The sequence below is a fragment of the Marivita sp. genome (assembly GCF_051859345.1).
Taxonomy (GTDB): domain Bacteria; phylum Pseudomonadota; class Alphaproteobacteria; order Rhodobacterales; family Rhodobacteraceae; genus Marivita.
In genome coordinates, this window is record NZ_JBHYFV010000011.1 from 76,997 (window position 1) to 90,376 (window position 13,380).

At 62.4% G+C, this 13,380-nt stretch carries 13 protein-coding genes; 3 read left to right on the plus strand and 10 right to left on the minus strand.

The features are described 5' to 3' along the window. The first annotated feature begins 38 nt into the window (after positions 1 to 38). Positions 39 to 1,436 (plus strand): helix-turn-helix domain-containing protein, encoded by a 1,398-nt coding sequence (locus ACTIEN_RS09515; protein ID WP_439522893.1) that lies wholly within the window; start codon positions 39 to 41, stop codon positions 1,434 to 1,436. 134 nt (positions 1,437 to 1,570) lie between these two features. Here ACTIEN_RS09515 and ACTIEN_RS09520 read toward each other — a convergent pair whose 3' ends face one another. The 6 genes from ACTIEN_RS09520 to bchE form a co-directional block, all read right to left on the minus strand. After that, entirely contained in the window at positions 1,571 to 2,161 is a 591-nt protein-coding gene (locus tag ACTIEN_RS09520) for an N-acetylmuramoyl-L-alanine amidase (protein WP_439522933.1), read from the minus strand. 68 nt (positions 2,162 to 2,229) lie between these two features. After that, positions 2,230 to 2,943, minus strand: a complete 714-nt coding sequence (locus ACTIEN_RS09525) for a hypothetical protein (protein WP_439522894.1) — start codon at positions 2,941 to 2,943, stop codon at positions 2,230 to 2,232. 22 nt (positions 2,944 to 2,965) lie between these two features. After that, the gene (gene gatA / locus ACTIEN_RS09530; RefSeq protein WP_439522895.1) at positions 2,966 to 4,450 is read right to left on the minus strand and encodes an Asp-tRNA(Asn)/Glu-tRNA(Gln) amidotransferase subunit GatA; all 1,485 of its coding nucleotides are present in this window, start codon (positions 4,448 to 4,450) and stop codon (positions 2,966 to 2,968) included. Continuing rightward, positions 4,450 to 4,737 carry an Asp-tRNA(Asn)/Glu-tRNA(Gln) amidotransferase subunit GatC gene (gene gatC, locus ACTIEN_RS09535; protein ID WP_439522896.1) on the minus strand — a complete coding sequence of 96 codons (288 nt, stop codon included), beginning with the start codon at positions 4,735 to 4,737 and terminating at the stop codon, positions 4,450 to 4,452. The genes gatA and gatC overlap by 1 nt, the downstream gene beginning before the upstream one ends. An 89-nt stretch (positions 4,738 to 4,826) precedes the next feature. Next, positions 4,827 to 5,390, minus strand: a complete 564-nt coding sequence (gene bchJ, locus ACTIEN_RS09540; RefSeq protein WP_439522934.1) for a bacteriochlorophyll 4-vinyl reductase — start codon at positions 5,388 to 5,390, stop codon at positions 4,827 to 4,829. A 31-nt stretch (positions 5,391 to 5,421) separates the two neighbouring features. After that, on the minus strand, positions 5,422 to 7,086 hold the full coding sequence (gene bchE, locus ACTIEN_RS09545) for a magnesium-protoporphyrin IX monomethyl ester anaerobic oxidative cyclase (protein ID WP_439522897.1): 1,665 nt from the start codon (positions 7,084 to 7,086) through the stop codon (positions 5,422 to 5,424). Between the two features lie 140 nt (positions 7,087 to 7,226). Here bchE and ACTIEN_RS09550 point away from each other — a divergent pair, with 140 nt between their 5' ends. Beyond that, positions 7,227 to 7,919 carry a metal-dependent hydrolase gene (locus ACTIEN_RS09550; RefSeq protein WP_439522898.1) on the plus strand — a complete coding sequence of 231 codons (693 nt, stop codon included), beginning with the start codon at positions 7,227 to 7,229 and terminating at the stop codon, positions 7,917 to 7,919. A 70-nt stretch (positions 7,920 to 7,989) separates the two neighbouring features. Here ACTIEN_RS09550 and ACTIEN_RS09555 read toward each other — a convergent pair whose 3' ends face one another. Continuing rightward, on the minus strand, positions 7,990 to 9,279 hold the full coding sequence (locus ACTIEN_RS09555; protein WP_439522899.1) for an O-acetylhomoserine aminocarboxypropyltransferase/cysteine synthase family protein: 1,290 nt from the start codon (positions 9,277 to 9,279) through the stop codon (positions 7,990 to 7,992). 225 nt (positions 9,280 to 9,504) lie between these two features. On the opposite strand from ACTIEN_RS09555, the gene ACTIEN_RS09560 reads away from it, so the two are divergent. Continuing rightward, entirely contained in the window at positions 9,505 to 10,494 is a 990-nt protein-coding gene (locus ACTIEN_RS09560; RefSeq protein ID WP_439522900.1) for an NAD(P)H-quinone oxidoreductase, read from the plus strand. A gap of 82 nt (positions 10,495 to 10,576) precedes the next feature. Here ACTIEN_RS09560 and ACTIEN_RS09565 read toward each other — a convergent pair whose 3' ends face one another. The 3 genes from ACTIEN_RS09565 to glpK form a co-directional block, all read right to left on the minus strand. Beyond that, positions 10,577 to 11,170, minus strand: coding sequence for a YeeE/YedE thiosulfate transporter family protein (locus tag ACTIEN_RS09565; RefSeq protein ID WP_439522901.1), 594 nt, complete (start codon positions 11,168 to 11,170; stop codon positions 10,577 to 10,579). A gap of 3 nt (positions 11,171 to 11,173) precedes the next feature. Next, entirely contained in the window at positions 11,174 to 11,722 is a 549-nt protein-coding gene (locus tag ACTIEN_RS09570; RefSeq protein WP_439522902.1) for a YeeE/YedE thiosulfate transporter family protein, read from the minus strand. A 133-nt stretch (positions 11,723 to 11,855) separates the two neighbouring features. Next, a complete protein-coding gene (gene glpK, locus ACTIEN_RS09575) occupies positions 11,856 to 13,346 on the minus strand; it encodes a glycerol kinase GlpK (RefSeq protein WP_439522903.1) in 1,491 nt (496 codons plus the stop codon). Between the last annotated feature and the right edge of the window lie 34 nt (positions 13,347 to 13,380).

Here is a 13,380-nt window from a genome sequence, read left to right on the forward strand (position 1 = left end):
ACGTGACAGGCTGCAAAGCTGCAAACACCGAGGATGCCATGCCAACCCAGAAGCTTTACGCCGGTGCCAAGCTGCGTGAGATTCGCACGCGGCTGGGACTCACTCAGCGCGATTTCTCGGCCAAGATGGGGGTGTCGCTGCCCTATCTGAACCAGATGGAAAACAACAAGCGCCCACTGTCGACCACCGTGGTTCTTGCGTTGGCACAGGAATTCGGCGTCGATGTCACCGAACTGGGCCAGGGTGATGCCGAGCGGATGATTTCGGACATGCGCGAGGCGCTGGCCGATCCGGTCTTTGCCGACACCTCCCCCCCGATTGCCGATTTGCGCCTGACCGCCTCGAACGCGCCGGGTCTGGCGCGGGCGTTTCTGGAACTGCACCGCGCCTACCGCCAGACCCATGAGCGGCTGGCGTCACTGGACGAGGCACTGGGGCGCGAAGGCGCGCAATTGCAACCCAGCCCCTGGGAAGAGGTGCGGGACTTCTTCCACTATTGCGACAATTACATCGACGCGGTGGACAAGGCCGCAGAACATGTGGCGACCAAGCTGACAGGGTCCGACCGCGTGCGCGCCGCCATTCGCGGGCTGGAGAACGAAGGCCTGCATGTGCGCTTTGCCAATGTGCCCGACCTGCGCCGATTTGATGAGCTGCGACAGGAACTGACGCTGTCCTCCCTCGCGGCCCCCGAAACCCAGACGTTTCAGATGATGCTGCAACTGGCACTGACGCGGCATGGCAAGCTGCTGGACGCGACGCTTGACCTTGGCCGATTCCAATCCGACGCCGCCCGCGACATCGCGCGGCTGGGTCTGGCCAACTATTTCGCCGGGGCGGCGGTGATGCCTTATGGGCAATTCCTGCAAGCCGCGCATGACACGCGCCATGATCTGGAACTGATGGCCCGTCGCTTTGGCGCGTCCATCGAACAGGTGGCACATCGCCTGTCGACGCTGCAACGGCCCGGAGCGAAAGGCATCCCGTTCTTCTTTGTCCGCGTCGATCAGGCGGGCACGATCACCAAGCGCCATTCCGCCACACGCCTGCAATTCGCCCGCTTCGGCGGGGCGTGTCCCTTGTGGAACGTACATCGCGCCTTCGAGACACCGGGACGATTCCTGCGGCAACTGGCCGAAACACCGGACGGGGTGCGCTATATCAGCCTCGCGCGGGATGTGTCCAAGACCGGTGGACATTTCGGCGCACCCGTGCGGCGCTACGCGATTGCGCTGGGGTGCGAGGTGAAACATGCAGGCGCGCTGGTCTATGCCGACGGGCTGGACCTGAACCGCGACGGCGCGTTCGAGCCGATCGGGATTTCGTGCCGCATCTGCGAGCGGGCGAATTGCCACCAACGCTCGGTCCCACCGCTGGAGCGCAAGCTGACGATCCAGACGCATCGTCGGGGGATTTTACCCTACGAATTGAATTAGGCGGGGCGACGATGCGTCACCGCATCGTTTGTTTCCGTGAACGGAAACATCTGGGGACTCTGCCCGCCGTCCATTGGGCTTGAACCAATGGCGCCAAATGAACGGACCCCGAGGTATTTTTGGCCCAAAGAAGCCTAGGCCTCTGCGACCGGCCAGCGTTGCGCGAGATTTGCCATCAGGGCGCGATCGGTGTCGTCGAGGGGACCTGTGGCGCCGGGACGAAAGCGCAGGCGGAAAGAGTGCAGCAGGGTTTCGGGGGGTACGTCGGCGGTGTAGCCGAAGGTTCTGGCGGTCTCAAGAAAATCGCCTTCGCCATCGGCGGCGGGCCAGATGGACAGGCCTTGCCGGGACAGGCGTTGCCAGTCGAACCGCGCGCCGGGATCGATCTTGCGGCCCGGCGCCATGTCGGAATGGCCGATCACGCGTTCGGGTGGGATCATATGGCGCGCCATGATGCCGTCCACCAGCGTTTCGAGCGCATTCATCTGTCTTGCGGCAAACGGCGCGCCGCCAGTGTTGGCAATCTCGATGCCGATGGAGCGGGAATTGACATCCGTGATTGGGCCCCACGCCCCTGACCCGGCATGCCAGGCGCGGTCGGATTCATCCACCAGCTGCCAGACCGTGCCGTCAGCGCCCAAGACGTAATGCGCCGAGACCTGCGCATCGCTGTGGCACAGCCAGTCACGCGCCTTTTGTGCGCAGTCCATTGCCGTGTAGTGCAGCACGATCAGGTCAGGCCGCGCGCCGTCCCGGCGCGGCCCGCAATTGGGGGATGGGTGCCAGAGCGGCGTCAGTTGCGCACCGCGCGGAACGGTGCGGGATCCCAGCTGCAGGCAAAGCCATCGCCATCGGGATCGAGGTTCTGACGGTCCCGTTCCGGTCCACCCCGCGCCAGGAATTCCTCTTGCGCGAGGTCGGCCGACGTGAACGCGGCACAGTTGCGCAGGTTGCGGTTCTCGGTGGCAAAGGAAGACCGGCGATAGATCGGCGCGCCTTTGGGATTGGTGGTCTGCAGGGCGTAGGCCACAATGTTCGGCGTGTCGGTACCGGGACGTGTCGGCAAAGCCTCGGGCTGAATGATCTGGTAGCGCGCACGGTTCTGCGCGATCAGCGCCGCGTCACCTTCGATGGAGCGCGTGTTGGCGACCGCGTCGAAATCGTTTTCCGCCGAGATACCGGCAGCGTTTTCAACAACGTCCGGTGCCGGGTTGGCGGGGGAGGCATTGACCGGGTCGATACCGGAATTGGCCCGCCTTGCGTCAAGCGCGGCCTGATCCAGAGGTCCGGTTGCCGACAGGGGCGCACCGGTGACCTGTGGTGGTGCGCCGATCGTGGTGGGGGACGCACGGCCTTCAAGCACTTCGTCGCGGCGTTGCTGGTAGTTGTCGTAATTGTCAAAACCGACGCCCTGCGCGCTGTCGGGGATGTTGCTGGTACACGCGGTCAGCGCAAGCAGCAGAGCGCCGCCCGCCAATCCGCGGAAGAAGGGGTGTCTTTGTGTCATATCCTGCCTCATTTGGCGCGGTTTACCACCATTGCACGGGCTTCGCCACAAACCCGGCTGCCTGTTCCAGCGCATAGGCGGTATTCAGCAGGTCACCTTCTTCCCACGGGCGTCCGATCAGCTGAAGGCCGAGGGGAAGGCCCTGCCTGTCAAGGCCGGTGGGCACCGAGATGCCTGGAAGGCCGGCCAGGTTGACCGTGACCGTGAAGACGTCGTTGAGATACATCTCGACCGGATCATCCACCCGACGGCCCAGTTCAAAGGCAGCAGACGGTGTTGCCGGGGTCAGGATCGCATCGACACCTTGCGCGAACACATCTTCGAAGTCGCGCTTGATCAGGGTGCGGACCTTGCGGGCGCGGTTGTAATAGGCGTCGTAGAACCCTGCGGACAGCACATAGGTGCCGACCATGACGCGGCGCTGCACCTCGGGGCCGAAGCCTTCGGCGCGGGTTTTCTCGTACATGTCGGTGATGCCGTCACCCTGCGCCAGTTTCGCGCGGTGGCCATAGCGCACACCGTCATACCGCGCGAGGTTGCTTGACGCTTCGGCGGGGGCAATGACGTAATAGGCGGGCAGCGCGTATTTGGTGTGCGGCAGGGAGATGTCGCGGATCGTGGCACCCGCGTCTTCGAGCATCTTGCGCCCTTCTGACCACAGCGCCTCGATTTCGTCAGGCATGCCGTCCATGGTGTATTCGCGCGGGATGCCGATGGTCTTGCCGCGGATGTCGCCGGTCAGCATCGCTTCGAAATTCGGTACGGCCAGATCGGCCGAGGTGCTGTCCTTGGGATCGTGACCACACATCGCCTCGAGCATGATGGCGGCGTCGCGGACGTCCTTTGTCATTGGTCCCGCCTGATCGAGGCTGGAGGCAAAGGCCACCACCCCCCAGCGCGAGCAGCGCCCATAGGTCGGCTTGATCCCCGTGATGCCGGTAAAGGCGGCGGGTTGGCGGATCGAGCCCCCGGTGTCGGTTCCGGTGGCCGCAAGGCACAGGTCTGCGGCAACGGCAGAGGCCGAGCCACCCGAGGAGCCACCCGGCGTCAGGGCCGCGTCATCATTGCCGCGTCGCCACGGGTTGGTCACGTTGCCATAGGTGGAGGTCTCGTTCGACGAGCCCATGGCGAATTCGTCCATGTTCAGCTTGCCCAGCATCACCGCGCCTGCGCCGAACAACTGGCTTGTGATGGTGCTTTCGTATTCGGGTTTGAACCCCTTGAGGATCGCGCTGGCGGCCTGTGACGGCACACCTTTGGTGCAGAACAGATCCTTGATGCCCAGCGGAATGCCACACATGTCGGGGGCGTCGCCCGATTTGATCCGGTCATCTGCAGAGCGCGCCTGCCCCAGCGCCACCTCTGGCGTTTTGTGGACAAAGGCACCCAGAGCGTCGGCGGCATCAATCGCTTTCAGGCAGGCCTCGGTCAGTTCGACACTGGTGACATCGCCCTTGCGCAACGCATCGCGGGCTTCGGAAATCTTGAGTTTGGTCAGGTCAGACATCATTCAACCACCTTCGGCACGGCGAAAAACCCCTCGCGGGCGTCCGGTGCGTTGGCCAGGATCTTGTCCTGCATGCCGCCATCGGTCACACCGTCAACGCGGCGCTTGAGACGCATGGGTTCCACGCTGACCATCGGTTCAACGCCGTCCACATCGACCTCGTTCAATTGCTCGATGAAGCCAAGGATATTGCTGAACTCCTGCGCCAGTGCGGGAAGCGCATCGGCTTCTACGCGGATGCGCGCAAGCTTGGCCACTCGTGCGGCGGTTTCAATGTCGATGGACATGGCGCGTCGTCCTCTTGAATTGCGGAAATGCCTTTGACGACGCGTTTAGCGATGTGGTGGTTGGGGTTCAAGTGGGTGGGTGGCCTGCGTCACCCACGCGTGATCGCAAACCGGCACCGGTCTTGACCGGGCATGGCGCAACAGTTGGTTTCCCGGCAGCAACAACGCGGGTGTACCAGAACCTGATACAGCCTTTCGAACACGGCCGCGTGCCAATGACACAAGCGGACGGCGCTGTGTTCCCCGCGCACGATCGGGTTGTCCGCGATGTCGAAACACCAGGGAGAGACGACGCGGAACGCACCCGAGCCAGCAAAGGTCCAGGCGTGTTTCGCAATGGCCTGCGACAGCACACGGGCTGCGAGGGGCGCGGGCATGAGTTTCAACACGATCCGCACCGGCTTTGGGATGCGGTGGGCGAGGATGTAATCAGCAGTGCCCCTGCCCGCCTCTGAGGCAAGGTCGGCGGCCAGATCGGGCGCCGTTCGGCGCAACAGTTGGTGCAGATGCGCGGCGTCGGTTTCGGGGATCATGCATGTGCCGTCGGGCACGTCGCGCAGCCCGGCCTCGGCCAGCATCTGAGCGGTGTGTGCTGGACCAAACGCCCGGTCCAGCGGCGCAATCAGTTGCAGGATGGCGTTGGGGCCAATCAGCGCGCCCTGACCGGCCGCGTGGCGGACATCCTCAGACGTCCTCCATTTGCTGCGATCCCCCTCCGCAGGCTTTGACCTCGGCCCCGTTTGGCAGTTTGAAGCCTTCGGTCCGTTCGGCCGAGCGTTCCTTCATCTGCGCCTTCACTGCCTCGCGGCGTTCCTTTGCGGCAGCGGCCTTGTCGGCGGAAGACACCCAATCCTCCATCTGCGCCTCGGCAATGGTGCGGGTCTCGTCAAAGTGGAAATCCAGCTTGTTCTTGGATTGCGGGCCGGTGTATCCGACCTTGCCCAGATCATAGAACGTGCGCCCAACACCCGCCTTGAGGAAGGCATAGAGACAGCCCAGCAGATAGCGCCGCCGGAACCCGGTGCCGCGCCACGGATAGTGGAACAGCGCCTTTTTCATGTAGAAGCGGCGGTAATTGTTCATCACACCGTCCAGCAGCTCCCCCCGCTCCATCGCGGCGGGCTTCATGATCGGCGTGACGAAGTTATGGCGACTGAAATCAAAGACTTCGACCTGATCCTTCAACTCTTGGAACAGCGGCGTGAAGGGCCACGGCGTGTACATCGACCAGTTCGCCAGATCGGGCTGCCAGTCCCACGCCATCTGGTAGGTTTCCTCCAAAGTTTCGGGGGTTTCGTTGTCGAGACCAACGATGAACTGCGCCTCGACCAGAATGTCGGCTTCACGCAGCAGGCGAATGGCGGTCTTGTTCTCGTCGACCTTGGTTTCCTTGTTGAAGATGTCGAGCTTCATCTGCGCCGCCGCCTCGGTGCCCAAGGACACATGCACCAGCCCCGCCTTGCGGTAGAACTTGAGCAGATCGCGGTCGCGGTAGATGTCGGTCACGCGGGTGTTGATGCCCCACTTGACCCGGTCGGGAAGACCGCGGTCGATCAGTTCCTGACAGAAGGCCACGAATTTTTTCTTGTTGATGGTGGGTTCCTCGTCGGCAAGGATGAAGAAGCCGACGCCGTGGTTGTCCACCAGATCCTCGATCTCGTCCACCACGTCCTTGGGATCACGCACGCGGTAATCGCGCCAGAACTTCCACTGCGAACAGAAGGAACAGGTGAAGGGACAGCCGCGCGCAAGGTTGGGGATGGCCACACGCGTGCCGAGCGGGATGTAGATGTATTTCGACCATTCCAGAACGGTCCAGTCGGGTTTGATCTTGGACAGATCCTTGACCGTGCTCGCCGCCGGAGTTGCGACGATCTGATCGCCGTCCAAGAACGCAAGTCCCTTGATCTTGTGCTTGTCGGCAGGCCAGCGCCCATCTTCGATGGCAAGCATCAGTTCGGTGCAGATTTCCTCACCTTCGCCCCGCACGATCACATCGACCCACGGCGCTTCAGAGAAAACCTGCTTGTACATGAAGGTCGCGTGCACCCCACCCAGCATCCGCACGGCTTTGGGAACCACTTCGCTGGCCACCCTGAGCACATCTTCAGCGCGGTAGATCGACGGGGTGATCGCGGTCACACCAACCACATCGGGTTGGATGTCTTCCATGCGGCGGGCCAGTTCGGCATCCGACACATTGTCCGTCATCGCGTCGATGAAGTGGATGTCATCAAACCCCGCCTGCCGCAGATGGCCTGACAGATACGCCACCCAGGCGGGCGGCCAGGTGCCTGCAATCTCGGCCCCGCCAGAGCGGTAATTCGGATGGACAAACAAAATGCGCATGACGACTCTCCCAGTTCTGTCAACTTACATTGACACTTAAAGCGTCAGTTTAAATTGACATAAATCAAAACGCATCCGCGCCCTTTCCCGACGCGACACATGTGATAGCCTGCAAACAACAGGACAAAAGGAGATCACGGATGAATATCATTTGGTTGGGACACGGCTCGTTCCGGATCGAGATCGGCGATCAGGTGCTGCTGGTGGACCCTTGGTTGAACGGAAATCCGATGATGGAGACCAAGGATCACGCGGCCGCGATTGAAGGCGCGACGCATATTCTGGTCACACATGGCCATGGTGATCATACCGCCGACATCGTCGAGATCTCGGGCAAGACCGGTGCACCGGTCTCGGGGATGGTCGAACTGGCCAAACACCTGCACGGTCTTGGCGCGAAAGAAGGCCACGCCTTCAACAAGGGCGGCACGATCACACTGGGCAATACGGCAGCGACGCTGGTGCCTGCCTCGCATTCGTCGACCATGCAGGTTGGGGACACGCCGCGATATATGGGGATGGAGACGGGGTTCATCCTGCGCGGCGACGGGAAAACGCTCTATTTCTCGGGGGACACGTCGATCATGGCCGACATGGACTGGATCGGCGATTACTACCGACCGGATATCGGGATTCTGTCGGCGGGCGGGTACTACACGATGGACATGGCCGGGGTCGCCTATGCGGCCAAACGGTATTTCGACTTCAAGACGCTGATTCCCTGCCATTACCGCACCTTCCCGGCGCTGGAACAATCGGCCGAAGGGCTGGTGCGGGCGCTTCCGGACTTGGACGTGATCGAACCGCAGGTGATGCAGGCGATCACGCTGTAATCCGGTCGGCAAGCCCGTTCGACCGGGCTTGCCGCATTGTCAAAAATGCGGAGAAGGGCCTTCCCCGGTCTTACTTGACCGCGTTCAGCGCCTGATTGAGGTCGGCAATCAGGTCCGCCGGGTCTTCGATCCCGATGGATATCCGCACCACGCTTGGACCTGCGCCCGCCGCCTCCTGCTGTTCCGGCGTCAACTGGCGGTGCGTGGTCGAGGCGGAATGGATGACAAGGCTGCGCGTGTCGCCAAGGTTGGCCACATGGCTGAAGATCTCAAGCGAATCCACAAATTTCACACAGGCCTCATACCCCCCCTTGAGCTTGACCGTGAACAGCCCACCCGCGCCATTCGGGCAGATCGTCCCGACCCGATGATTGTAGGGCGAGGATGGCAGCCCGGCATAGGTCACCGCTTCGACCGCATCATGGGTTTCCAGCCATGCCGCCACTTCCATCGCGTTCTCAACATGCTTCTGCATCCGCAGGCTCAGGGTTTCGATCCCCATCAGCGTGTAATGCGCCGCTTGCGGGTTGAGCGTCATGCCAAGGTCGCGCAGACCGATGGCGATGCCGTGGAAGGTAAAGGCCAGCGGACCAAAGGTCTCGTGGAACTTGAGACCGTGATAGGCGGGTTCCGGCGCGCTGAGCGACGGGAACTTGTCGGAGGCGGACCAGTCGAAGGTGCCGCTGTCGACAATCACGCCGCCGGTGACGGTGCCGTTGCCGGTCAGGTACTTGGTCATAGAATGCACCACCAGAGTGGCCCCGTGTTCGATGGGACGGCAGAGATACGGCGTGGCGCTTGTGTTATCGACGATGAGCGGGATGCCCGCCGCGTCCGAGATTGCAGAGATCGCATCCAGATCGGTGATGTAGCCACCCGGATTGGCGATGGATTCGCAGAACACCGCGCGGGTGTCGTCATTGATCGCCGCCTTGACCGCGTCCAGATCGTCGAAATCGACGAATGTCGCGGACCAGCCGAAACGTTTGATCGTGTGGCTGAGCTGCGTGACGGAACCGCCGTAAAGCCGGGTCGAGGCGACGACGTTCTTGCCCGGTCCCATCAGCGGGAACAGCGCCATGATCTGCGCCGCGTGCCCCGAGGAACAGCAGACTGCGCCTGCCCCGCCTTCAAGTGTCGCCATGCGTTCCTGCAACGCGGCCACGGTCGGGTTGGTCAGGCGGGAATAGATGTAGCCCACTTCCTGAAGGTTGAACAAAGCCGCCGCGTGATCGGCGTCGCGGAACACATAAGCGGTGGTCTGGTAGATCGGCACCTGCCGCGCGCCGGTGGCCGGGTCGGGCCGTGCGCCTGCGTGGATCTGAAGCGTGTCGAAACCGTAGTCGGGTCCGTCTGTCATGGTTGTCTCCCCTTTGACCTGTTTGTTTGGACACAGGATTAGGGCATCGCGGGGAGGCTCACAACTGTTGGCTTGTGCGAAAGAACGCGACAGGGGGACCGGGTCGGCGTCCGTGGAACGGTGTCTTGGTTTTTCACTGCGCGGCGAAACTCTGTTTTCGCGGCTTGCAGTAAGGCTGCAATCTGCGACACAAGGAAGACCACATTGACAGGAGGCCCCATCGCCATGACCCTACCCAGCTCCATGACTGCGGTCGAAATCACCGCCAATGGCGGACCGGAGGTCTTGCAGCCCGCAACAGTGCCTGTGCCGACACCCAAGGCGGGCGAGATCCTGATCAAGGTGGCCTTTGCCGGGGTGAACCGCCCTGACGCGCTGCAACGGGCCGGGGCCTACAACCCGCCGCCCGATGCGTCCCCCCTTCCCGGTCTCGAGGCGGCTGGCACGGTGGCTGCGGTGGGACCGGGAGTGTCGCGCTGGCAGGTGGGCGACGCTGTGACAGCGCTCTTGCCCGGTGGCGGCTATGCGCAATACGTCACAACCTTTGCCGATCACGCGCTGCCCGTGCCTGACGGTATGCCGATGGATCAGGCGGCCGCACTCTGCGAGACATATTTTACCGTTTGGTCAAATGTGTTCCGGCGCGGTGGCTTGCAGGCCGGAGAGCGGTTTCTCGTGCATGGCGGATCATCCGGCATCGGCACAACCGCAATCCAGTTGGCGCGCTTGCGCGGCGCGCGGGTGTTCACCACCGCCGGATCGGGTGAGAAATGCGATGCCTGCATCGCGTTGGGCGCGGAGGCCGCGTGGAACTACCGGGACGTCGATTTCGTCGACGCGATGAAGGCCGAAGGCGGCGCGGATGTGATCCTCGACATGGTCGGTGGTGACTATATCCCGCGCAACCTGCGGGCGCTGGCCGAGGACGGACGGCTGGTGCAGATCGCGTTCCTGCAAGGCCCCAAGGCCGAAGTAAATTTCGCACCGCTGATGATGCGCCGCCAGACGATCACGGGATCGACCCTGCGTCCCCAATCGGTCGCCTCCAAGGCCGCCATCGCCCGCGATCTGGAAACCGAGGTCTGGCCGCATCTGGCGTCCGGGCGGATTGCGCCGGTGATGGACAGTGAATTTGCGCTGACGGATGCTGCCAAGGCCCATGCGCGGATGGAAGGGTCCACCCATATCGGGAAGATTGTCCTTAAGGTTGGGTGACGCGCCATCCAGACTTTAGCCGAGACAACGAAAAACGCCCCGACACCGGTCGGGGCGATTTTGTTTTAACCAATGGCTCAGATCACTCCGCCGGCATTTCCGCTGTTTGGCCGTCGTCAACCAGACTGTCCGGCAGCACGAAGGCCACCAGCACAAAAACCGCGCCCAGAACAAGACCCAGAATGTCGCCCGACAGTGCCATGATCCCGTCAAAGGACGATCCCGGCACCGACCCCAATGTCACTTTGCCCCCTGCCAGATCCTCCAGCAGGCCCGAGGCTTTCCACGCCGGGTAAGTCGCCATATACGCCGCCGCCCCCAGCAATCCGCCCGCGATGAAGAACAGCGCGTCCTTGCGCCCGGTCGCCGCCGCACAGACGCCTGTGCCGGGGCAATAGCCGGATGCGGCCCAACCTGCGCCCAGCATCAGACCACCGATGAAAACGCCGATATACGCAGCTTTGACCGACATGTGGCCCACATCGACCAATCCCAGCATTTGTCCACCAAACATCAGGATCGACCCCGTGCCAATGGCCAGAAGAATGGTTTTCATCAGGTGCAGCCGTCGCAGCGTCAGCATGCCGCCGATCCAATTGGGGTTGGTCGCCCCGATCCGGTCCAGCACGGCACCGAACGCCGCACCAATCACGATAGCAAGTAGAATGGAGGTCATGGCTCAGCCCCTTTTGTACATCAGCATGGCGGTGGGAATGGCGGCGGCAAAGGCACCGGCGGCAAAGATGTAGCCCGACAATGCGGTCTGCATCATACCCGACATCATGTGCCCCGAGGTACAGCCCCCGGCCAGTCGCGCGCCGTAAAGCACGATGAACCCGCCCAGAAACGCGACGGCGTAGCGCATCATCGGCGTGTCACCGTAATTCGCCCGCCAGATCTCGGGGGCAGAGCGTTCCAGTGCATCAACGCCGCCACGCAGGCGTGCAGACAAAAACGCCCCAAGCGCCATCGCCAGCACAAAGATAAAGCTGTAATTCAACGGGTCGGCCGCGCTGCCTGCATATTTCCCGCCCGACTTCGCCATGTAGGCGTTGGTCGAGGTGTAGCCCTCGTCCGTGTGGGTGATGAAATCCGGTTTGACGATATCCGCCACGATCCCGTCCAGGATCACGAACTGCGTCGACACCCCGATGGGTTTGACCAGCAGCACGGCGGCGAAAAACACCAGCCCGAGCAGCAGCCCGCCGACTTTCCAATTAAGTACCATGTGTTGCGCTCCTTCATATTCTTGATTCAGAATATCAAAGTAGCGCCTCTGGAGATTTGATCTGCATCAATCACATTCTAAAAACGGAATTTGTTGCGCACAAATTGTCGGATCGGATCGCTTCGGCCTGAGATCAGCCGGCAAAACCTATGGTCGCATCAATCGCCCGCTTCCACGCACCGTATTTCCGGTCCCGCAGATCCGCGTTCATGTCCGGTTCAAACCTGCCATCGGCAGCCCATTGCGCGGCGAACGCTTCCATGTCTGGCAGCACACCCGCCTTGTAGCCCGCCAGCCACGCCGCGCCCATCGCGGTGGTTTCCAGCACCTTGGGCCGCTCCACAGGGGCGTCGATGATGTCAGAGAGGAACTGCATGGTCCAATCCGACGCGCTCATCCCGCCATCCACCCGCAGCGCGGTTTCGGAGGTGCCGGACCAGTCGGCCTTCATCGCCTCCAATAGATCGCGCGTCTGGTAGCCCACGCTTTCAAGCGCCGCGCGGGCGAATTCCTCTGGCCCTGAATTGCGCGTCAGGCCGAAAATCGCACCCCGGCATTCGGCGTTCCAATAAGGTGCGCCAAGGCCCGTGAAGGCCGGCACAAGCACCACCTCCTGCGTGTCGTCGGCCTTTTCCGCCAAAGGCTGTGTTTCCTTGGCTTCGCGGATGATTTTAAGCCCATCGCGCAGCCATTGCACAACCGCGCCCGCAATGAAGATCGACCCCTCCAGTGCATAGGTCGGCTTGCCGTCCAACTGGTAGGCGATGGTCGTCAGCAGCCGGTTGGTCGACGTCACGGGCGTGTCCCCGGTGTTCAGCAGCGCAAAACACCCCGTACCGTAGGTCGACTTGAGCATTCCCGGCTTGAAACACGCCTGCCCCACGGTCGCCGCCTGCTGGTCACCTGCAATCCCGCAGATCGGGATGGCGCGGCCGAACAGATCGGCGCGGGTCTCACCGAAATCGGCGGCGCAATCCTTGACCTCGGGCAGCATCGACATCGGGATGCCCAGCTTGTCGCAGATGGTCTTGGACCAGCGGCCCTTGCGGATGTCGTAAAGCATCGTGCGCGCGGCGTTGGTAGCGTCGGTGACGTGGACGCGGCCCCCCGTCAGGTTCCAGACCAGCCAGGTGTCCACTGTTCCAAACACCAATTCCCCCGCCTCGGCGCGGGCGCGGACGCCATCGACATTGTCCAGAATCCACGCCAGTTTGGTGCCGCTGAAATACGGATCAAGCAACAGCCCGGTGCGGTCAGTTACGACCTCTTCGAACCCGTCCGCCTTGAGCGCCTTGCACACCTCGGACGTGCGCCGGTCCTGCCAGACGATGGCGTTGAACACCGGTTTGCCGGTCTTGCGGTCCCAGACCAGCGTGGTTTCGCGCTGGTTGGTGATGCCGATGGCCGCGATATCGTCGGTCCCTGCCCCGGCCTTTTCGATGGCGGCGCGGCAGGTGGCCGCTGTCGTGGACCACAGGTCCGAAGGATCGTGTTCGACCCAGCCGCTGTTTGGGTAATGCTGGTCGAATTCTTCCTGCGCCGAGGCGACGGCGGTCAGGGTTTCGTCAAACAGGATGGCGCGCGTCGAGGTCGTGCCTTGGTCGATGGCAAGAATATGGGTCATGTGCGGCGAGCCTCCTCTGGTGACGTGTTTGGTC